The following is an 18,650-nucleotide window of genomic DNA, read 5'->3' as shown; positions in this document are numbered from 1 at the left end:
CGTGCGTACCGGAATGAGGCTGGTTCGGGTCAGGAGCAGCGCGGGGTGCTGGGCAGCGGTCGCGGCTGGATGCGGTCGGCGAGACGGCGCAGCGCGAGGGCGGTGGCCTGCCGGGTCGGGGCGAGCAGGGCCCGGCGAGGGCGTTCTACCTGGACCGGAGCGTCCGGTCGGGCCGAGTTGACGTGTCGGTTCATGGCGTCGAGCGCGGTGAGGTATCCGGTGGGAAGTTCCATGGTCAACTCCTCGGGACAGGTCCGGTGGAGCCCCGGACGACGAGAGCGGTGGGCAGCAACACGTGACCGGCCGCGGCGTCCGCGGGCGGGTCGAGCAGCAGTTCGGCGGCGATCCGGCCCTTTTCCTCGGCCGGTTGCCGGACGGTGGTGAGGCCGGCCGCGGCGGCCTCGGGAACGTCGTCGAAGCCGGTCACCGAGACGGTGGGACGATCATGCTCCGGCCGGGCGGCCAGGGCGTCCAGCACACCGAGCGCGAGGACGTCGGAGCCGGCCAGCACGGCGGTCGGCGGTGCGGGTTGGTCGAACAGCCCGGCGATGGCTGCGGCGGCCGCCGGGCGGCTGTTGCCGGGGACGTTGACCAGGGTCAGCTCGGCCCAGCCGACGCCGACCTCGGCGAAGGCGTCGGCGAACCCGGTGAGCCGACCTCGGGTGGTCGGATGCGGCACCTGGTCGACCCCGGCGAGGGTGAGCGGGCCGGCCGGCGCGTCGGGCAGCACGGAGTCGGCGAGCAGCGCCACCCGACGGTGGCCGAGCCCGGCGACGTGCGCGGCGGCACTGCGCGCGGCGGCTCGCTCGTCGATGCCGACGAACCGTTCGTCGGCGCTGGCGTCGTCGCGGGCGGCGGTGCTGACGAACGGCAGCCCGCGTTGGCGGATCACGTCCAACGCCCACTCCTCGTCGGCGACGCAGTAGACGCAGAACCCGTCGACGGCGGCGTTCTCCACCGCCTGTCGGGCGTCGGTCACCGCCGGCGGCAGCGGCACCAGCAGCATGCTCGTGCCGTGCCGTTCGGCCGCCGCGCCGACGCCGGCGAGGAAGCGGACCGCGAACGGGTCGGTGAAGGCGTACGACAGTTGCGAGGTGAACAGCACCCCGATCGACCCGACGAAGCCCCGGCGCAGCGAGCGCGCGGTGGGGTTGGGGCCGGGGTACCCGAGTTGCCGGGCGGCGTCCAGGATCCGCTCGCGCAGGGTCGCGGAGAGCTGGTCGGGGCGGCTGTAGGCGTTGGACACGGTGCTGCGGGAGACGCCGACGGCGTCGGCCACGGCTTGCAGTGTTGGCTTCACCGGCACCTCTCTGTATCGATCCAGTCTGAATCGATACAGAGATTAGCCCGACGAGTCGGCGTCGGTCAATACCGAAGCGGGAAGCCCCGCGCACAGTGCCCGCACGGTCAGGGCGGGCGGCCGACGAGCCACTGCGCCGACGACCATCCACGGTCCACGGTCATCGACCGCGCCAGGGCCGTCGCGGTCGAGCGTCAGGCCGGGTAGAGCTCGTCCAGCAGGCGGCCGAGGATCTCCGCCGTCCGCTCCGGCGGCTCGGCCTCGACGCAGAGCCGCTCCATGGCCACCGCGTAGTAATCCAGGTCGTCGCGCTTGTCGAGGTAGATGGCGCTGGTGAGCTGTTCGATGTAGACGATGTCGGGAAGCTCCTGGTCACCGAAGCGCAGGATGGTGAAGGCGCCCCCGGCGGCGGCGTGGCCACCGGCGGCGAACGGGATGACCTGGAGCCGGATGTGCGGCGACTTGGTCGCCTCGATGAGCGCGGCGAGTTGGCCGCGCATGACCTCGGCGCCGCCGATGGGACGGCGCAGCGCCGCCTCGTCCACCACGGCCCAGAGCTGCGGCGGGTTCTCCCGCTGGAGCAACTGCTGACGCTGCATCCGCAGCGCGACGCGCCTGTCGATCTCGCCCGGACCGGCCGCGCCGTGCCCGAGCAGCACGACCGCCCGGGCGTACTCCCGGGTCTGCAGGAGGCCGGGCACGAACTGCACCTCGTAGCTGCGGATCAGCGCGGCGGCGGCCTCCAGGCCCAGGTACGACTGGAACCAGGACGGCAGCACGTCGCCGTAGCGGTGCCACCAGCCGGGGCTGTTCGCGTCCCGCGCGAGCTTGAGCAGCGCGTCTCGTTCGTGTTCCTCGGTGACGCCGTAGAGGGTCAACAGGTCGGCGACGTCGCGCTCCTTGAAGCCGACCCGACCCAGCTCCATCCGACTTATCTTGGACTCGGAGGAGCGGATCTCCCAGCCGGCGCCCTCCCGGGTCACCCCGCTGGACTCCCGGAGGCGGCGCAGTTGGGCGCCCAGCAGCATGCGCAGCACGGTCGGCCCGGTTGTCGGGCCGCCCTCGGCGGGAACCATCGTCACGTGCGGACCTCCGGACACCAACCCATGGCGGCCGGGCGCCCCGGCCCGGCCGACGTGTAAGCATGCCATGGACCGACAGTGAGATGAACTCCTCCGCGCCGGTGAATAAGTCCCGTCGCCGGGACGACCATCCCGGACGGTCAGTTGATCAGGTGGTCGAAATCTCCGTCCCGCGCACCGAGAACGAAGGCGGCGATCTCATCCACCGTGTAGATCAGCGCCGGCCCCTCCGGGTGCCGTGAGTTGCGGACCGCGATGCCCGCTCCCTCGGGCAGTTCGGCGAGTTCGACGCAGTTGCCGCTGGGGTTGCTGCGGCGACTCTTCTGCCAGCTCAGCGGAGGCAACTGGTGGATCGGTACGCCATTGGGTGGCTGCTGCATGGGGGCGTCTTTCTGTTACGAGCCCGCCGGTGGCCGTGGGAGGAGCGGTGACGGCGAGGGGGTGCGGTATCGACATTGGACGGTTCTGCACGTGCATCTGCTATTGCATCTGCATCCGACGGCGAGCATGATAACGCACATGATCGGTGCCCATCCGTTCACTTTGCGTTACCTCGACACGGGCAACGATCAGGCAAAACTGGGCCCGACGCGGCGCGCCGCGTCAACCGAAGGCGGGAGGCGGTCGCGGCGATGGGAGGGTTCGTGCCGGATCCGATGAGTATCGCCTCCGGCGTCTGCGCGGCGGGCGCGCTGCTCTCCTCCTGGCAACTACGCCGGCGGGCGGTGCGCGCCGAGGCCGAGATCGGCCACCTCCAGGCCGAGCTGGCCGCCGAACGGCACGCCGCCAGTCACGACCCGCTCACCGGGCTGCCCAATCGACGCGCCTTCTACCGCCTGGCAGCCGCCCTGCTCACCGACGCCGCCGGTCAGCCGTTGATCGCCGTGGTGCTCGATCTGGACGACTTCAAGCAGATCAACGACCGGTACGGGCACGCCGCCGGCGACCAGGTGCTGATCAGTGTGGCCGAGCGGCTCGCCGGCTTCGCCGGGGACAACCTCGTCGCCCGTCTCGGCGGCGACGAGTTCGCCGGGTTGCTCTCCAGCCCCACCGTCGACCGGCGCTGGATCGAGCACTCCACCCGCAGGCTCAGCGAGACCGTCGCCGCGCCGATCCGGCTGAGCGGGTGCAGCGTCCGGGTCACCGCGTCCGTCGGGCTCGCCCCGGTGACCGGTCCGGCCCAGCTCACCGACGCGCTCAGCCGCGCCGACGCGGCCATGTACCAGGCGAAGAGCCTCGGCGGCGCCCGGTCGCCCCGCCAACTCGTCGACAGCGCGTTCCTCGCGGAGCGCTGACCGTTCAGGTGACGGGCGCGCCGAACCACCTGGACAGCTGGCTGAGCAGGTCGGTCTGGTCGTCGCCGACCCACGCCACGTGACCGTCGGGCCGCAGCAGCACGGCGGGCACCTCCAACTCCTCGCTGACGTCGACGACGTGGTCGACCCGCTCCGCCCAGCCGGCGACCGAGAGCTGGCCGGTCTGGTCGAGCAGCAGGCCACGGCCGCCGTGCATCAGCTCGTAGAGGCGCCCCCGCTTCAGCCGTACGTCACGCATGTGGCGTCCGAGCATGTCGTGGCCCGGGCCGAAGTCGTAGCGAACCCCGATCGCGGTGATCTTCTCGATCAGGTACCGGTTGACGTCCTCGAAGTCCAACAGCTCCGACAACAGCTGGCGCACCGACCGCGGCCCCGGCTCGGGTGAAAGCAGCAGCATCTGCGCCCGGGTGTTGTTCAGCACGTCCGCGGCCACCGGATGCCGTTCGCTGTGGTAGCTGTCCAGTAGCCCCTCCGGGGCCCAGCCGTTGAGGTCGGCGGCCAGTTTCCAGCCGAGGTTGAACGCGTCCTGGATGCCGAGGTTGAGCCCCTGCCCGCCGGTCGGCGGGTGGATGTGCGCCGCGTCGCCGGCCAGCAGCACCCGGCCGACCCGGTAACGCTCGGCCAGCCGCGTGGCGTCACCGAAGCGGGAGAGCCAGCGCGGTGAGTGGACACCGAAGTCGGTGCCCGCGTACACCCGCAGTTGGTTCCTGAAGTCGTCGATGGTCGGTGGGACCGTGCGGTCCTCGACCACCCCCTCGGCCGGGACGAGGACGCGGTACACCCCGTTTCCGAGGGGCCCGAGACCGAATCGGAGATGGGTCTTGCGGACCTCGGCCACCACCTCGGCCACCGTCTCCGGCGGCACGCCCACCTCCATCTCGCCCAGCAGCGTCTCGACGCTGCTGGGCTCGCCCGGAAAGCCGACACCGAGCAGCCCGCGTACGGCGCTGCGACCGCCGTCGCAGCCGACGAGGTAGCGCGTCCGCAACTGGGCGCCATCGGCCAGCCGCACGGTCACCCCGTGGTCGTCCTGGCTCAGGCCGACGAGTTCGCTGCCGCGCCGGATCTCGACGCCGACCTCGCTGGCGTGCTCGCTCAGGATTCGGTCGGTGGTGGTCTGCGGGATGCCGAGGACGTACGCGTGTGCGGTGTCCAGCCCGCCCGGCGACGGCTTGGGAATCGCGGCGAAGAAGCCCCCGACCGGGTGCTGCTGTCCGACGGCGAGGAACCGCTCCAGCAGACCTCGCTGGTCCATCACCTCGATGCTGCGTGCGTGCAGGCCGAGCGCCCGGACGTAGCTGGTCGGCTCGGTCTCCTTCTCGAGCACGAGCGGGTGCAGCCCGTGCAGCCGCAACTCACTGGCCAGCATCAAGCCGGTCGGTCCGCCGCCGGCAATGATGACATCGATCATGGAATCCCCCGTTTTTCCCAGATTTGGGCGTCGGCTGGAGATTCTGCGGCACCACCGGGGTCTTGCCGCAAGCCCCCCGGTGCGATATATGTTGGAAGTGGCAGAGAGCGAATCCGCTCTTTGCCTTACTTTTTGTCCGACGTAGACGACGTGGTCGTCGCTCAGCGCTGCCCGTCAAGGTCGCGCAACGCCGCGTCGGCGAGGGTGACCAGACCCACCGGTGACACCAGCCCTCGCACGATCCGCGCCGCCCGGCTCCGGTCGGCCGCCTCGGCGTCGAGGTCCACCGCCTGGCGGGTCCAGTCGCTGAGGTCGTCGAGCGCGCGGACCGTGAGGAACCACGCCAGGCGCACAGCGTCGACGTCGGCCGTGCCGTAGCCGGCGAGCACGGCCCGCTGCTGCCCGGCGGTGATCGGCGCGAAGGCGAGCACCCCGCCGAGGACGAACATGAGGTCGCACTCGGGCGGGGCGAGCACCGCGTCGTCCCAGTCGATCAGCCAGACCCGCCCGTCCGCGCCGAGTAGCAGGTTGCCCAGGTGCGGGTCACCGTGGCAGACGACGTTCGAGCCGCGTCGGTCGCGCTGCTCGACGGCACGGCGCTCGACCTCACGGGTCAGGGTCCCCAGTCGGTCGGCCACCGCGGACCACACCCCCGCCAGCTCCGCCACCAGCGGGTCCGCGAGGTCGGCCGGGTCCGGGTCGCGCAGCCGCGCGGCCATCGCGCGGGTCGCGCCCACGATCGACGGGTACGCGGCACCGCCCGCCGGTAGCAGCCGGCTCAGCTCGTCGGTCACCGGCGCCGCGTGCACGGCGGCCAGCACCTCGCCGTACGCGCGCCAGTGCGCGCCGGTCATCGGGCCGTCGAGCGCCCGCTGGTCGGAGACCCACGGCACCACCGAGAGGCGGCGACCGTGGTGGTCGAGGGACAGCCGTCCGTCGACGGCCCGCAGCGGCGCGGCGATCCCCGGGACCCCTTGCTCGGCCAGGTACGCCGTGACAACCAGGCCGGCGGGGGTGCCACCACCGCTCAGCTTGACCGCGTACCGATTACCGTCGGCGGCCTGGGCCAGCCACAGCCGGGCGTGCTGGTCGGCCCCGTGGGTGACTCGTTCCATGCTGGACAGCCGCAGGCCGAAGCCCGTCCGTACCTGCTCGGCCACCTGCCGTGCGACGTCCTGCACCATGCGGACACCATGTCAGCGTTCCGGCCACCGACCCCAGCGATTTTGCCGGTCGCGCCGCGCTCAGCGCAGCGTGGCGAGGTGGCGGTCCAGCGCGGCGTACGACTCGGCGGCGCCCTGCGCCATGCCAGAGTCGATCATCCCGTCGCGCTCCCCCGTGGTGTCGAACCGCGTGGTGCTGGTGAGGGTGGTGCGCCCGTCCCGCTCGGTGAAGACCAACGTCTCCACCGCCACGTGGCCGGGCATGCCCTCGAACTCGAAGGTCTGCACGATCCGCTCGGGCGCGGCGATCTCCCGGTACTCACCGCGGAAGGCGTAGTCGTTGCCGTCCGTGGCGTGCTCGACGTACCGGTAGCCACCGCCCACCCGAAAATCGATCTCGACGTCCAGTGGGTTGCCCCGCCCCCACCAGTGCCGGAGGTGCTCGGCCTGGGTGTGCGCGGCGTAGACGAGCTCGCGGGGCGCGTCGAACGTCCGGGTGAGGGTGATCTCCCGGTCGGACGGCAGGTCGATCGTCAGGTCAGGGAGCTTGCTCATGGCGGGTCTCCTTCAGGTCGCGTAGGTAGTCGTCCAGGGCGTCGTAACGGTCGCTCCAGAGACGCTGGTACTGATCGACCCACTCGGCGAGAGTCCGGAGCGGCGCCGGGTCGAGCCGGCAGCGACGCCACTGGGCCTCGCGGGTCCGCACGATCAGCCCGGCACGCTCCAGCACCGAGAGGTGCTTGGAGATCGCCTGGACGCTGATCGGGAACGGCGCGGCCAGCTCGTTGACCGTCGCCTCGCCGGTTGCCAGCCGAGCCAGGATGGCCCGTCTGGTCGGATCAGCGAGCGCGGCGAACACGGCACTGAGTGAATCTTCGGCCATCTGCCTCTTTCAACCAGTAGGTTAATCAACCTTGCGGTTGAATATACAGCTCCCGGCGGCCGCGTCAACCTCCACCGACCGAACCGGGCCGCGGCGTTCTGGGACGCCGTAGGCGGGTATGGGGGAACCCGTACCCGAATACGACCGCCGAGAGGAACCGACGTGGCGACCATTCGCGCCCTCGTACTCAACTGCACCCTCAAGCCGTCGCCAACGCCGTCGAGCGCCGAGCAGCTCGGTCGGGAAGTGCTCGCCGAATTGGCCGCGCAGGGCGTGGAGGGCGAACTGGTCCGGGTCGTCGATCACGACGTGCGCTTCGGGGTGTCCACAGACGAGGGCGACGGCGACGGCTGGCCAGCCATCCGCGCCAAGCTGATGGCAGCCCAGGTGCTCATCATCGCCACGCCGATCTGGCTCGGTCAGCCGTCGAGCGTCTGCAAGATGGTCCTCGAACGCCTCGACGCCGAGTTGTCCGAAACCGACGCCGAGGGCCGACTCCGCACCTACGGCAAGGTGGCCGGTGTCGCCGTGGTCGGCAACGAGGATGGCGCCCACCACACCATCGGCGAGGTGCAGCAGGCACTCAACGAAGTGGGGTTCACCATCGCCGCCGCCGCCGCGACCTACTGGGTAGGCGAGGCACTGCACACCCTGGACTACCGCGACGCCGGCCCCAAGCCCGACACCACCGGCCGCACCACGAAGGCCCTGGCACTCAACAGCGCACACCTGGCCCGGCTCCTCGCCGACCAGCCGTACCCGCCGCCGGACGCCCGGAGCGCCGCGGTTGGCCCGAGCCGCGAGTAGAACCGACCGCCAGGTGGGTCACTGTCGGGCTGCCCCACGTTCAGCGGCAGCCCGGCGCGGAGTCAGCGCCAGCCGTAGCCAGCGCGCAACGCCTGCCCGACCCGGTCGAACCGAGGCCGATCCAACACGGCACCCTCCCGGCGGATGCTGTCCTCGCGCATGGTGAGCACCCGATCCAGCCGGACCCAGCTCGGCCGGTTGTCGCGGTCCCACTCACCCGGCCCGAGCGCGAACCAGTGCCGCTGCCCATCCCGCTCGCTCTGGCTGGACAGCATCAGCCCGAACAGGGTCCGGCTGTGCCGCCCGACGACCAGCACCGGCCGGTCCTTGCCCTGGCGGGGGTCGTCCTCGTACGGCACCCACGTCCAGACGATCTCGCCCGGGTCGGCCTGACCGTCGCGCTCCGGAGCGTAGGTCAGCTCCCGACGCTGCAACGCGCTCACCTGACGGCGGCGGGCCACCTGTGCGGGGGCCGGCCCGGTACGCCGGGGCGACGGAATCACCGCACCGACCCGGGAGATACGCGCCGCGACATTCCTCAACAGACCAGCCACGGCGGGCAGCCTACCCGCCGCCGAAGCGGGCGGTACGACAGACTGGCCCGATGGACGAGCTGCCCCGCGACCTACCGATCCTGGAGCGACGCGCGGTGCGGGTGGTGGTCACCGACGGCACCGACCGGGTGTTGCTGTTCCACACCCGCGACCCGGACCACCCCCGGCTGGGCACCTGGTGGGAGCTGCCGGGCGGCGGCATGGACCCCGGTGAGACCTATCGCGACACGGCGGTGCGGGAGCTGCGGGAGGAGACCGGCATCGTGGTCACCGTCGACCAGGTGGGCGCGCCGACCTGGCGGCGGCGGGCGAGCTTCCTGCACCGCCAGGTACGGCACGTCCAGGACGAGGTCGTCGTCGCCGTACGACTCGACGGCACCGGCCCGGACGTGGACGAGGCGCACCGGCTCGACTACGAGCGGGAGGACTACTTCGACTTCCGCTGGTGGCCGTTGCCCGAGGTGGAGACCAGTCGGGAACGGTTCTACCCCGGACAGCTCCCCCGGCTGATCAACCCCTTCCTCGCCGGCACGGAGATCGACGAGCCGTTCGAGCTGTGGTCGTGAGCCGTGCCGGCGGGCAGAGTGGGGGCATGAGGACCGATCTGCACGGGCCGCTCTCCGCGTACGCCGCGCGGCTGCACGCCACGGCCGGCGACCGGCACCACGTCGCCTCCCCGCTCGGCGCCTGGCTGCTGCTCGCGGTCGCTGCCACCGCGGCGGCCGATCCCGATCCGAACGCTACGGAGCTGGCACGCGCCCTGGGCACCGACCTGCCGAGCGCGGCCGAGGTGGCCCGAGCGCTGCTGGACGCGCCGCACCCGCTGGTCGGGTCCGCCACCGCGCTCTGGCACCGGTCGGGGCAGGGCGACCGCGGGCCGGCGGCGTGGCGGGCCGGGTTGCCGACCACGACCGAGGTCGGCGTCCTGCCCGATCAGGCCGGGTTGGACGACTGGGCGCGCGAGCACACCCTCGGCCTGATCGAGACGTTTCCCCTGCGGGTAGGGCCGGACGTGGTGCTGGCCCTGGCCAGCGCGTTGGCCACCCGGGTGTCCTGGGCGACCCCGTTCGACGTCGCCGACGCACGCGCGCTCGGCGCTGGCAGCCCGTGGGCCGGCCACCTGCGGCGGACGCTGCGCAGCCCCAGCCAGGGCCACCGGTGCGCCATCGTGTCCACCGCGCGGGTCGGTGACGTGATCGTGCACGCCGCACCGGCCCAGACGACCGACGGCGCGGGGCTGGTGGTCCTCTCGGTGGCCGCCGCGCCACAGGTGCCACCGGCCGAGGTGCTGGCCGTCGCGTACGACCTCAGCGCCGGCACGGCCGACGGTGCGCAACCGGCGGGTAGCCGCTCGCTGTTCGACCTGCCGCTCGGCGACACTGCGCTGTGGACGCTGAGCGAGGAGCGGGTACGCACCCGGGCGCGCGACGGCCGCGAAGAGCGACACCACGCCGTCCTCCCCTGCTGGTCGGCACGGAGCGACCACGACCTGACCGCCCCGGCGCTCGGCTTTCCGGCGGTGGCGGCCACGCTGGCGACGGCGATGGCGCTGCCGGTGCAGAGCTTCGAGGCACGGCAGACGGCGGTGGCCCGGTTCGACCGCTACGGCTTCGAGGCGGCGGCGGTGACCGGCATGTTCGGGCTGACCAGCCTGCCACCGGAGGGCGTGGCCCGTACCGCCGAGCTGCGCTTCGGCCACCCGTACGCCGTGGTGGCGGTCGCCACCGACACCCGGGCCGACGGTGCCACCGGTCCCTGGCACGGGGTGCCGGTCTTCTCCGCCTGGGTCGCCGAGCCCGACGACGTCACGGAGGCATGAGGTACCTCGCGGAGGATCAGGCAGCCGTCAGAACCCGCCGTCGCGGGGCAGACGCGCCACCATTTCCCGGAACTCCCGCACCGTCATCGCCGTGCGCAACGTGGCGAAGACGGCGCCGGTTCCGGCCCGGGCGGTGGCTGGGTCCACCCCGGCGCGCTGTTCCACCCGACGAAGGAACTCCGTCGGGCCGGCGTCCATCGGGGTCGCGCCGGCACCGCCGACCTCCAGGCCCACCCCGCTGGTCAACCCATCGGCGCCGGTGTCCGGGCCGAAGGCCCCGGCCGGGGCGGCTCCGGCGGCGTCCGGGGCCGGACCGCTCAGGTAGCCGTCGACCTCGTTCGGAAGGTGCCCGACGAGGTCGACGGGCGGCCCGTCGGTCACCCGCTCGGCCAACGTCTGGAGCACGGCGCGGGCGAGCACGGCGGCCTGCTCGGCCGGCAGACCGGACCGTTGGGACACCGCGTCGATGAAGTACGGGAACCCGTCTCCGTCGGTCACGCTCGGGCGGTTACCCCTGGCCGGCCACGACAAACTGCTGCTAGGCCAGCAGACCCTCGGCGAGCAGGTGGTCGAAGATGATCTGGTCGACCGGCGAGGTGCGGTGCCGGTCCGCGTACCCGAGCCAGGCCATCTCGGCGATCTCGCTGGCCGGCCGCAGCTGCCCCTGATAGTCGGCCCGGTAGCAGGTCATCCGCACGGTGATGCCGGCCGCGTGGCCGTGCGCCTGAGCGGTGAAGGTGCCCAGGTGCACGGCGCCGGGCACGTCCACCTCGACGCTCAACTCCTCGTCGATTTCCCGGCGCAGGGTCTCCAGGTCCGTCTCGCCCGGCTCGCGCTTCCCACCCGGCAGGTACCAGACGTCCTTGCCCACCGACCGGGTGCTCAGCACCCGACCGTCCTCGACGAGAACCCAGGCCACCTTGTCGATCTCGCGCACGGTGCTCCCTCCGGCCGCTGGGACCGGGGACGCTACCACCCACCACCGCGCTCAGTCGGCCAGCAGGTCGAGTAGCAGCGCGGCGGTCCAGCTGAACGCCGGTGAGCCCAGCCCGGCGCCGGTGTCCGGGTGGAAGTACTCGTGGCAGCCGGCCCCGGCGACCAGGCCGACCATCGAGCGGCGCAGCCCGGCGGCCAGCTCCGGGTGCCCGTGCGCGAGCAGCCCACGCCGGACCAGCCAGCCGATGTTGAGCCAGCTCGGCCCCCGCCAGTAGCGCAGCGGCTCGAAGTCGGGTGCGGTGCGGTCGTAGGTGGGTAGCGGCCGGTCCATCCGCCGGGCCACCCCGAAGCGCGCCGACCGGGCCTCGACGACCAGCGCGTCGGCCTGCCGGGTCGGCAGGTCGGGCAGGATCAGTGGGGTCAACCCGAGCACGGTACGGGCACCCACCAGGCGGTCCGTGCGCAGGTCACGAGGCTGGAACGTGCCGGTGTCCGGGTCGTACAACCGGCGCACGAGGGCCTCGGTGATCCGGGCCGCGCGGGCCCGGTGCGGCCCGGGGTCGTCGCCGACGAGGGCGGCGATCTCGGCGAGGGCGTGCTCGGCGGCCCCGGACGCCGCGTTGAACAGCGGGCACTCCACCAGGAACGGGTGACCGGTGGCCAGGTCGCGGTCGGAGTAGCCGTGGTCGCGGTAGGCGGCGACGATCGCCAGGTAGCGCGCGTAGTCCAGGTCCGTTGGGCGGTGCGCGGCGTCGGCGTGCGTGGTGTCGTGCCGACGGTACGCCCGCATCACGGCCGCCTCGGCCGGCACCGCGGCCATCGGCTCGTCCCACGCCGGGCTGTTGTCCAACCCGGACTCCCACGGGTGCACGACGCAGACCAGCCCGTCACCGGCTACGTCCCGCCGGTCGGCCAGGTAGCGCTGTTGGGCGACCAGCGCGGGATAGAGCCGGCGCAACGCGGCCAGCCCGGTGGGGTCGGGCGCCCGCCGGTACGCCAGCAACGCGGCGAGCGCGTGCACCGGCGGCTGGACCAGGCCGGAGGTGGCCACCTCCGGTGTTCCCGGCACGTCGGCGGAGCGCCACATCTCCGGTCCCGGGAAGTACGCGCCGACCCGCAGCGCCGGGTTGAACACGATGTGCGGCACCCGTCCGTCGGCCCACTGTGCCCGGAACAGGCTGGCCAGCTCCCGCCAGGCGCGGTCGGGGTGGACCTGGGCCAGCCCGATCGCGATGAACGCGGAGTCCCAGCTCCACTGGTGCGGGTAGAGGGTGCGCGAGGGCACCGTGTGGTCGTGCTCCCAGTTGGCGTCGAGCGTGTCGACCGCGAGTCGACGCAGCCCGGTCACGTCGGCCGGGCCACCCGTACGGGCGGCGTCGGCGCGCGTCGCTCCGACGTCAGCGGGCACGCCGACGCTGGTCGGCTCGGCAGCGGCGGGCGCGCCCACGCCTGTCTGTCCAGCACCGGCGGTCACGCGGCGGCCCGCCGGGGCAACGCGTGTCGCAGCACCGTGGCCGCCTGTTGCAGGGCCCGGACCGGGTCACCGCGGAGCCGGCACTCCAGGGCCAGCCAGCCCCGGTAGTCCAGCTCCAGCAGGGTACGCACCAGCGCCGGCCAGTCCAGGTGCCCGGCGCCGGGCTGGTACCGGTTGGAGTCGCTGACCTGCACGTGCCCGAGGTACGGCGCGGCGGCGCGCAACGCGCGGTGCACGTCGTCCTCCTCGATGTTCATATGGAAGGTGTCGGCGACCACCCGAACCGACGGCAACCCGAGCGCGGCGCAGAGCGCCACCGCCTCGTCGAGACGGTTGACCATGTGGTCCTCGTACCGGTTGAGCGGTTCCAGGAAGAGGGTGACCCCCTCGGCCTGGGCGTGTTCGCCCAGCTCGCCGAGGGCGTCGAGGAGCACCTGCCGGTCGCCGGCCGGCGGGCGGGGTGGCTCGAACGGCGGCAGTCGCCGGGAGAACATCCCCCAGGCGGCCGGGGTCATCACCCCGACGCCGCCCAGCTCGGCGATCACCGAGAGCTGGGAGCGCAGGTTGCGGACGGCGTCGGCGGAGCGGGTCGGGTCGAAGTCGCCGATGAAGTGGTCCATCTCGACGCAGACGGTGGGCATCACCACCCCGGCGGCGCGGGCCCGGCGCAGCTCGGGCAGCCGGCGGGCGAACGCGAGGTCGCCCCGGCCGCGTAGCTCGATGCCCTGGTAGCCGAGGGCGGCCGCGAGGGCGTACTTCTGGATCAGGTTGGCGCCCGGCAGGAGTTGTTCCTGACAGGCCAGCGCGATGGTGGTCATCTAGAACCTCAGCACGACTTGGAGGACGTCACCGGCGCCGCGGTCGAGCAGCGCGAGGGCGTCGGCGACCGCGCTGGCGTCGACGATGTGGCTGACCAGCGGCAGCGGGTCGACGCTGCGGTCGGCCACCAGGTCCATGAAGGTCTGCGCGACCCGGTCTCCGGTCCACCGGCCGGCCATGCTCGGCGCGGGGGTGGGGCCGGAGACCTGGGCGGCCACCAACTGGATGCGGTTGTGGTGGAACTCCTCGCCGAGGCCGAGCGCGTCGGCCTGGCCCTGGTAGAAGCCGGCGGCCACGACCCGGCCGGCGTGGGTGGTGGAGCGGATCGCCTCGTGCAGCGCCGGGTAGGCGCCGGACAACTCCAGGCAGACGTCGGCCCCCCGGCCGTCGGTGGCCTGGCGCAGCACGGCGGCGGCGGACGCGACGGTGGCGTCCACGGTGTATCGGGCGCCGTATCCGGCGGCGTGTGCCAGCCGGTCGGGCACCGGGTCGACGGCCACCACCCGGGCCCCGGAGAGCACGGCGAGCCGGGTGGCGAGCAGCCCGATGACGCCCTGCCCGAAGACACCGACCCAGTCGCCGAGGTGCAGGTCGCCGGCGAGCACGGCGGTCAGCGCGATGGCGCCGGGTCGGGCGAACACCGCGGCGAGCGGGTCCAGCCCGGTGGGGAGCGCACGGACCGCGTCGGCGGCGAGCACGGCCTCGGCCCGGTGCCCCCAGATGCCCCAGACGAGCTGCCCCGGATGCCGGTCGGTGACCTCCGGCGCGACCTCGATGACCTCACCGACCTCTTCGTAGCCGAAGCCGATCAACGGATAGGGCACCGGGGTGTGGCGGGGGACGAACATCCGGGCGGCGTCGTCCCAGTCCTTGCTGAGCCGGGGATTGCTGCCCCGGTAGAGGGTCAGCTCGGTGCCGGCGGAGATGCCCGAGTAGCAGGTGCGGACTCGGACCTGGCCGGGGCCGAGCGGATCCGGCGGGCAGGGCTCGAGGCTGATGCGTCGAGGCCCGGCGAGAGAGACCACCCAGTTGCCCATGTGTCACATCCCGGTAGCACTGGGCTCCAGGATAGACACAAAATCGCAATATGTCTTGTTATTGATCAATCGAAGGTGTTGAATCCGGCATGTACCCTTCGAGAGGAGTGCCACCGATGTCAGCACCTCCGAGGCGGATACTCGCCACCACCCTGATCATGACACTGGCAGCGTCCACCCTGCTGGCCTGCGGGGACGACCAATCAGACAGCAACAGCAAAAAGATCACCGTTTGGAGCCTGGAGGACGTGGCCGACCGGGTCACCGCCACCAAGGCGATCATCGCCGACTTCACCGCCAAGACCGGGATCCAGGTCGACCTCGTGACCGTCAACGAGGACCAGTTCCCCTCCCTGATCGCCGCCAACGCCGCCGCCGGCGACCTGCCCGACGTGGTCGGGTCGGTCTCCCTCGCTGGCATCCGTACGCTCGCCGGCAACGAGCTGCTGCACGCCTCGGCGAACGCGGAGGTCGTCGACAAGCTGGGCAAGCAGACGTTCTCGCCCCGGGCACTGGAGCTCACCGCCGACGACGGCAAACAGCTCTCCGTGCCCAGCGACGGGTGGGGGCAGTTGCTCGTCTACCGCAAGGACCTGTTCGCCGCGGCCGGCCTGCCCACCCCCGACACGTACGAGCGGATCACCGCCGCCGCGGCGCGGCTGAACACCGGCGGCGTCGCCGGCATCACCGCGGCGACCGCCCCCAGCGACGTGTTCACCCAGCAGACCTTCGAGCACCTGGCGCTGGCCAACGGCTGCCAGCTCACCGACGACTCGGGGAAGGTGACCCTGGACTCACCCCAGTGCGTCGAGGCGTTCCGCTTCTACGGTGACCTGATCCGCACCAGCTCGGTGAAGGGCGCGCAGGACGTGGACACCACCCGGGCCACCTACTTCGCCGGCAAGGCGGCCATGGTGATCTGGTCGCCGTTCATCCTCGACGAGCTGGCCGGGCTGCGCAATGACGCCAAGCCGACCTGCCCCCAGTGCCAGGCCGACCCGGCGTTCCTCGCCAAGAACAGCGGGTTCGTCACCGCGATCAAGGGCCCGAACGGCACCGAGCCGGCCCAGTACGGCGAGATCAGCTCCTGGGCCGTGCTGGACGGCGCGGCGGCCGACCCGGCGAAGTCCTTCGTGGAGTACATGCTCAGTGACGGTTACCCGCGCTGGTTCGGCATGTCCCCGGAGGGCCGCTTCCCGGTGCGCAAGGGCACCCCCGCCGAGCCGGAGGCGTACCTGACCGCCTGGAACACCAGCCAGGCGGGCGTGGACGCCAAGAAGCCCCTCAGCGACGTGTACGGCGACGAGGTGCTGGCCACCCTTCGCCGCAGCCCGGACACCTTCGGGCGGTGGGGTCTCAGTCAGGGGCAGGGCAAGCTGGTCGGCGCGATGCTCGGCGAGTTGCCGGTGCCCAAGGTGCTGGGCGACCTCGTCTCCGGCAAGTCCGACGCGGCGGCCACCGCCAACCGCGCCAAGAAGGACGTCGACGCCATCAAGGCGGGCGTCAATTGACCACCACCGCGCCCGGCCCCGGCCGCTCCCCCACCCGGGAGCGGCCGGCGCCACCCCGGCGCCGACCGTTGACCCTGCGCCGCCGCGAATCCCGGGCCGGGCTCGCGCTTGTCGCACCGACCCTGCTCGTCACCATCGCGGTCATCGGCATCCCGATCGTGTGGACCCTGGTGCTCGCCTTCCAGCGCGTCCGGCTCGCCACGCTGCGCAAGACCGGCCTGTTCGGCGAGTTCACCATGGACAACATCGACCGGGTGCTGCACACCCCGGGCTTCGCCGAGACGCTGTGGGTCACGCTGATCTACAGCATCGGCGGCACCGTCGGGTCGATCCTGCTCGGTCTGGTGGCCGCCCTGGTCGTCCGCCGGCCGTTCCGGGGCCGCACCCTGGTCCGGGCCTCCATGCTGCTGCCGTACGTGGCACCGGTGGTCGCGGTGACGTTCGTCTGGCAGGTGATGCTCGACCCGCAGCTCGGCATCGTCAACGCGTGGGGGCAACGCCTGCTCGGCTGGGACGCCCCGGTGCCGTTCCTCACCCAGGAGTCGACCGCGCTGGCCACGGTGATCGTCTTCGAGGCGTGGCGGTACTTCCCGTTCGCGTTCCTGTTCCTGCTGGCCCGGCTGCAGGCGGTGCCCGGCGAGTTGGAGGAGGCCGCCCGCGTGGACGGCGCCACCCCCACCCAGCGGTTCCGGCACATCCTGCTGCCGCAACTGCTGCCGGTGATCGCCCTGCTGGCCGTGCTGCGCTTCATCATGACATTCAACAAGTTCGACGACGTCTACCTGCTCACCGGTGGTGCGGCCGGCACCGAGGTGGTCAGCGTCCGGGTGTACGAGTTCCTCACCGCGCGTACCGACATCGGTGCCGCTGCCGCGCAGGCGGTCGTGCTGGCCGTGGTGCTCATCGTGTTCGTACTGATCTATCTGCGCTTCTTCGGACGGAGGGTGGGCTGATGGACCGGGACGTGGTCGAGACGGTGAGCCTGCGTTGGCTGCGCCGCCTGGTGATCGCCGTGTTCCTGGTGATCACCGTCTTCCCCTTCTACTACATGCTGGTGCTCTCGGTGCGCCCCATCGAGCGGCTGTTGCTCGACCCGGGCGCGCTGGTGGTCGGCTTCGGTGAGCTGACCGTCGCCACGTACGCCGAGGTGCTCAAGGCCACCGACGACGGTGGCCAGGGTTTCCTCACCTTCATCCGCAACAGCGGGCTGGTCGCCGTCGCGGCGACCGTGCTCACCCTGCTGGTCGCGATCCCCGGCGCGTACGCGGTGGCCCGGCTGCGGTTCTTCGGCCGGCGGCAGGTGGACTTCCTGTTCCTGGCGGTCTACCTGTTCCCGTCGATCGTCATCGCGATCCCGCTGTTCGTGGTGTTCACCCGGGCCGGGCTGCGCGGCTCGCTGTTCGGTCTGGTGCTGGTCTACATCTCACAGACGTTGCCGGTGTCGGTCTACATGCTGAAGAACTACTTCGAGACCATCCCGGTCAGTCTGGAGGAGTCCGCCGCCATCGACGGCGCCGGTCGGCTCGGCATCATCCGCCGTGTGAGCCTGCCCCTGGCCATGCCGTCGATCATGGCGGTCGCGCTCTACGACTTCATGATCGCCTGGAACGAGTTCCTCTTCGCCCTGCTGTTCCTGGTCGACAAACCCAACCGATGGACGGTGTCGCTCGGGTTGTCCCTGCTGGCCGACGGGGTGGAGGTCCCCAAGACGGTGCTGATGGCCGGGTCGGTCGTGCTCACCCTGCCCATCGTGATCCTCTTCTTCGCCAGCGAGCGGCTGCTCACCGAGGGGCTGACCAGCGGCGCGGAGAAGGGCTGACCGTCTCGTCCGGGTCGCCCGCCGGGTCCTCACCGGCCCGGATACGGTGGCCTCATGGCCAACCCGACCCGCTGGGCGACCGACACCGGCCCCGAGCACTCGCAGTGGTATATCGACCGTTTCCGCAAGCTCGTGGCCGAGGGCGCGGACCTGGCCGGCGAGGCCCGACTGGTGGACGCCCTCGTCGCGCCGGGCTCCCGGATCCTCGACGCCGGCAGCGGCACCGGCCGGGTCGGTGCCGCGCTGGCCGAGCGGGGGCACACGGTGGTCGGGGTGGACGCCGACCCCGCGCTGGTGGATGCCGCCCGCGTCGACTATCCCGGCCCGACGTGGCTGGTCGCCGACCTCGCCGAGCTGGACCTACCGGCGCTGGGCGAGGCGGAGCCGTTCGACGCGGCGGTGCTGGCCGGCAACGTGCTCGCCTTCGTCGCCGTCGGCACCGAGCCGGAGGTGCTGCGCCGGGTGGCCGCGCACCTGCGCCCCGATGGCGTGCTGACCGTGGGCTTCGGCACCGAGCGCGGCTACCCGCTGACCGCGTTCGACGCCGACGCGGTGGCCGCCGGGCTGCGCGTGGAGCAGCGCTTCGCCACCTGGGACCTGCGCCCGTGGCGCGACGACGCCCCGTTCGCGGTCACCGTCCTGCGCCGCCCAGCCGACTGACCACCGCCTGCCGCGCGCCGGCCGCGCCCAGCTTCCCGGTGATCCAGAGGTTTGCGTCA

The 18,650-nt window shown here is 72.1% G+C and carries 22 protein-coding genes; 8 read left to right on the top strand and 14 right to left on the bottom strand.

Annotated elements, in window-relative coordinates; all coding sequences use genetic code 11:
- Positions 1-29: 29 nt before the first annotated feature.
- The 4 genes from ACIBD9_RS26835 to ACIBD9_RS26820 form a co-directional block, all read right to left on the bottom strand.
- Complete coding sequence (locus tag ACIBD9_RS26835; RefSeq protein WP_387170283.1) at positions 30-233, bottom strand: hypothetical protein; 204 nt, start codon at positions 231-233, stop codon at positions 30-32.
- Positions 234-235: 2 nt separating this feature from the next.
- Entirely contained in the window at positions 236-1,300 is a 1,065-nt protein-coding gene (locus ACIBD9_RS26830; protein ID WP_396721829.1) for a LacI family DNA-binding transcriptional regulator, read from the bottom strand.
- Positions 1,301-1,494: 194 nt separating this feature from the next.
- Complete coding sequence (locus ACIBD9_RS26825) at positions 1,495-2,376, bottom strand: helix-turn-helix domain-containing protein (RefSeq protein WP_396721853.1); 882 nt, start codon at positions 2,374-2,376, stop codon at positions 1,495-1,497.
- Between the two features lie 146 nt (positions 2,377-2,522).
- Positions 2,523-2,762, bottom strand: coding sequence for a DUF397 domain-containing protein (locus ACIBD9_RS26820; RefSeq protein WP_091406718.1), 240 nt, complete (start codon positions 2,760-2,762; stop codon positions 2,523-2,525).
- A gap of 264 nt (positions 2,763-3,026) precedes the next feature.
- Here ACIBD9_RS26820 and ACIBD9_RS26815 point away from each other — a divergent pair, with 264 nt between their 5' ends.
- Positions 3,027-3,677 carry a GGDEF domain-containing protein gene (locus tag ACIBD9_RS26815; RefSeq protein ID WP_387170290.1) on the top strand — a complete coding sequence of 217 codons (651 nt, stop codon included), beginning with the start codon at positions 3,027-3,029 and terminating at the stop codon, positions 3,675-3,677.
- Between the two features lie 4 nt (positions 3,678-3,681).
- Here the strand turns inward: ACIBD9_RS26815 and rox are convergent, their stop codons facing one another.
- The 4 genes from rox to ACIBD9_RS26795 all read right to left on the bottom strand — a co-directional run bounded on the left by rox (position 3,682) and on the right by ACIBD9_RS26795 (position 7,155).
- Complete coding sequence (gene rox, locus ACIBD9_RS26810; protein WP_396721826.1) at positions 3,682-5,109, bottom strand: rifampin monooxygenase; 1,428 nt, start codon at positions 5,107-5,109, stop codon at positions 3,682-3,684.
- A 161-nt stretch (positions 5,110-5,270) separates the two neighbouring features.
- The gene (locus tag ACIBD9_RS26805) at positions 5,271-6,293 is read right to left on the bottom strand and encodes a phosphotransferase enzyme family protein (RefSeq protein WP_396721825.1); all 1,023 of its coding nucleotides are present in this window, start codon (positions 6,291-6,293) and stop codon (positions 5,271-5,273) included.
- Positions 6,294-6,353: 60 nt separating this feature from the next.
- On the bottom strand, positions 6,354-6,827 hold the full coding sequence (locus tag ACIBD9_RS26800) for an SRPBCC family protein (protein WP_396721823.1): 474 nt from the start codon (positions 6,825-6,827) through the stop codon (positions 6,354-6,356).
- A complete protein-coding gene (locus ACIBD9_RS26795) occupies positions 6,811-7,155 on the bottom strand; it encodes an ArsR/SmtB family transcription factor (protein ID WP_396721822.1) in 345 nt (114 codons plus the stop codon). Before ACIBD9_RS26795 ends, ACIBD9_RS26800 begins: the two co-directional genes overlap by 17 nt.
- A gap of 162 nt (positions 7,156-7,317) precedes the next feature.
- On the opposite strand from ACIBD9_RS26795, the gene ACIBD9_RS26790 reads away from it, so the two are divergent.
- Positions 7,318-7,962 carry a flavodoxin family protein gene (locus ACIBD9_RS26790; protein ID WP_396721821.1) on the top strand — a complete coding sequence of 215 codons (645 nt, stop codon included), beginning with the start codon at positions 7,318-7,320 and terminating at the stop codon, positions 7,960-7,962.
- A 62-nt stretch (positions 7,963-8,024) separates the two neighbouring features.
- Here ACIBD9_RS26790 and ACIBD9_RS26785 read toward each other — a convergent pair whose 3' ends face one another.
- Positions 8,025-8,516 (bottom strand): type II toxin-antitoxin system PemK/MazF family toxin, encoded by a 492-nt coding sequence (locus ACIBD9_RS26785; protein WP_030336385.1) that lies wholly within the window; start codon positions 8,514-8,516, stop codon positions 8,025-8,027.
- 50 nt (positions 8,517-8,566) lie between these two features.
- On the opposite strand from ACIBD9_RS26785, the gene ACIBD9_RS26780 reads away from it, so the two are divergent.
- On the top strand, positions 8,567-9,082 hold the full coding sequence (locus ACIBD9_RS26780; protein ID WP_396721819.1) for an NUDIX hydrolase: 516 nt from the start codon (positions 8,567-8,569) through the stop codon (positions 9,080-9,082).
- Positions 9,083-9,108: 26 nt separating this feature from the next.
- A complete protein-coding gene (locus ACIBD9_RS26775) occupies positions 9,109-10,335 on the top strand; it encodes a hypothetical protein (protein ID WP_396721817.1) in 1,227 nt (408 codons plus the stop codon).
- Positions 10,336-10,362: 27 nt separating this feature from the next.
- Here ACIBD9_RS26775 and ACIBD9_RS26770 read toward each other — a convergent pair whose 3' ends face one another.
- The 5 genes from ACIBD9_RS26770 to ACIBD9_RS26750 all read right to left on the bottom strand — a co-directional run bounded on the left by ACIBD9_RS26770 (position 10,363) and on the right by ACIBD9_RS26750 (position 14,601).
- Positions 10,363-10,833: a DUF2267 domain-containing protein gene (locus ACIBD9_RS26770; RefSeq protein WP_396721816.1), complete on the bottom strand. Its 471-nt coding sequence runs from the start codon at positions 10,831-10,833 to the stop codon at positions 10,363-10,365.
- Positions 10,834-10,873: 40 nt separating this feature from the next.
- Entirely contained in the window at positions 10,874-11,272 is a 399-nt protein-coding gene (locus tag ACIBD9_RS26765; RefSeq protein ID WP_396721814.1) for an NUDIX domain-containing protein, read from the bottom strand.
- A 51-nt stretch (positions 11,273-11,323) separates the two neighbouring features.
- Positions 11,324-12,619 (bottom strand): MGH1-like glycoside hydrolase domain-containing protein, encoded by a 1,296-nt coding sequence (locus ACIBD9_RS26760; protein ID WP_396721851.1) that lies wholly within the window; start codon positions 12,617-12,619, stop codon positions 11,324-11,326.
- 122 nt (positions 12,620-12,741) lie between these two features.
- Positions 12,742-13,563 carry a TIM barrel protein gene (locus ACIBD9_RS26755; protein ID WP_396721813.1) on the bottom strand — a complete coding sequence of 274 codons (822 nt, stop codon included), beginning with the start codon at positions 13,561-13,563 and terminating at the stop codon, positions 12,742-12,744.
- A complete protein-coding gene (locus ACIBD9_RS26750; RefSeq protein WP_396721811.1) occupies positions 13,564-14,601 on the bottom strand; it encodes a zinc-binding alcohol dehydrogenase in 1,038 nt (345 codons plus the stop codon). It abuts the gene before it with no gap.
- A gap of 116 nt (positions 14,602-14,717) precedes the next feature.
- Between ACIBD9_RS26750 and ACIBD9_RS26745 the strand changes: the two genes are divergently transcribed.
- Genes ACIBD9_RS26745 through ACIBD9_RS26730 form a run of 4 tightly spaced genes read left to right on the top strand, consistent with a single transcriptional unit; the run spans position 14,718 to position 18,591 of the window.
- Positions 14,718-16,112, top strand: coding sequence for an ABC transporter substrate-binding protein (locus tag ACIBD9_RS26745; protein ID WP_396721809.1), 1,395 nt, complete (start codon positions 14,718-14,720; stop codon positions 16,110-16,112).
- Positions 16,109-17,065: a carbohydrate ABC transporter permease gene (locus tag ACIBD9_RS26740; protein ID WP_396721808.1), complete on the top strand. Its 957-nt coding sequence runs from the start codon at positions 16,109-16,111 to the stop codon at positions 17,063-17,065. Before ACIBD9_RS26745 ends, ACIBD9_RS26740 begins: the two co-directional genes overlap by 4 nt.
- Positions 17,065-17,931, top strand: coding sequence for a carbohydrate ABC transporter permease (locus ACIBD9_RS26735; protein ID WP_091406739.1), 867 nt, complete (start codon positions 17,065-17,067; stop codon positions 17,929-17,931). The genes ACIBD9_RS26740 and ACIBD9_RS26735 overlap by 1 nt, the downstream gene beginning before the upstream one ends.
- Before the next feature lie 54 nt (positions 17,932-17,985).
- On the top strand, positions 17,986-18,591 hold the full coding sequence (locus tag ACIBD9_RS26730) for a class I SAM-dependent methyltransferase (RefSeq protein ID WP_396721806.1): 606 nt from the start codon (positions 17,986-17,988) through the stop codon (positions 18,589-18,591).
- Positions 18,592-18,650: the final 59 nt, after the last annotated feature.

This window comes from Micromonospora sp. NPDC050784 (genome assembly GCF_044456765.1).
Lineage (GTDB): Bacteria > Actinomycetota > Actinomycetes > Mycobacteriales > Micromonosporaceae > Micromonospora > Micromonospora foliorum.
This window is presented reverse-complemented; position numbering and strand designations above follow the sequence as displayed.

What these genes read in the sequence shown, in the direction of transcription:
- ACIBD9_RS26835 (WP_387170283.1), bottom strand. Translation starts at nt 233, where the DNA reads ATGGAACTTCCCACCGGATACCTCACCGCGCTCGACGCCATGAACCGA.
- ACIBD9_RS26825 (WP_396721853.1), bottom strand. Translation starts at nt 2,376, where the DNA reads ATGGTTCCCGCCGAGGGCGGCCCGACAACCGGGCCGACCGTGCTGCGC.
- ACIBD9_RS26820 (WP_091406718.1), bottom strand. Translation starts at nt 2,762, where the DNA reads ATGCAGCAGCCACCCAATGGCGTACCGATCCACCAGTTGCCTCCGCTG.
- rox (WP_396721826.1), bottom strand. Translation starts at nt 5,109, where the DNA reads ATGATCGATGTCATCATTGCCGGCGGCGGACCGACCGGCTTGATGCTG.
- ACIBD9_RS26805 (WP_396721825.1), bottom strand. Translation starts at nt 6,293, where the DNA reads ATGGTGCAGGACGTCGCACGGCAGGTGGCCGAGCAGGTACGGACGGGC.
- ACIBD9_RS26800 (WP_396721823.1), bottom strand. Translation starts at nt 6,827, where the DNA reads ATGAGCAAGCTCCCTGACCTGACGATCGACCTGCCGTCCGACCGGGAG.
- ACIBD9_RS26795 (WP_396721822.1), bottom strand. Translation starts at nt 7,155, where the DNA reads ATGGCCGAAGATTCACTCAGTGCCGTGTTCGCCGCGCTCGCTGATCCG.
- ACIBD9_RS26780 (WP_396721819.1), top strand. Translation starts at nt 8,567, where the DNA reads ATGGACGAGCTGCCCCGCGACCTACCGATCCTGGAGCGACGCGCGGTG.
- ACIBD9_RS26775 (WP_396721817.1), top strand. Translation starts at nt 9,109, where the DNA reads ATGAGGACCGATCTGCACGGGCCGCTCTCCGCGTACGCCGCGCGGCTG.
- ACIBD9_RS26755 (WP_396721813.1), bottom strand. Translation starts at nt 13,563, where the DNA reads ATGACCACCATCGCGCTGGCCTGTCAGGAACAACTCCTGCCGGGCGCC.
- ACIBD9_RS26750 (WP_396721811.1), bottom strand. Translation starts at nt 14,601, where the DNA reads ATGGGCAACTGGGTGGTCTCTCTCGCCGGGCCTCGACGCATCAGCCTC.
- ACIBD9_RS26745 (WP_396721809.1), top strand. Translation starts at nt 14,718, where the DNA reads ATGTCAGCACCTCCGAGGCGGATACTCGCCACCACCCTGATCATGACA.
- ACIBD9_RS26735 (WP_091406739.1), top strand. Translation starts at nt 17,065, where the DNA reads ATGGACCGGGACGTGGTCGAGACGGTGAGCCTGCGTTGGCTGCGCCGC.
- ACIBD9_RS26730 (WP_396721806.1), top strand. Translation starts at nt 17,986, where the DNA reads ATGGCCAACCCGACCCGCTGGGCGACCGACACCGGCCCCGAGCACTCG.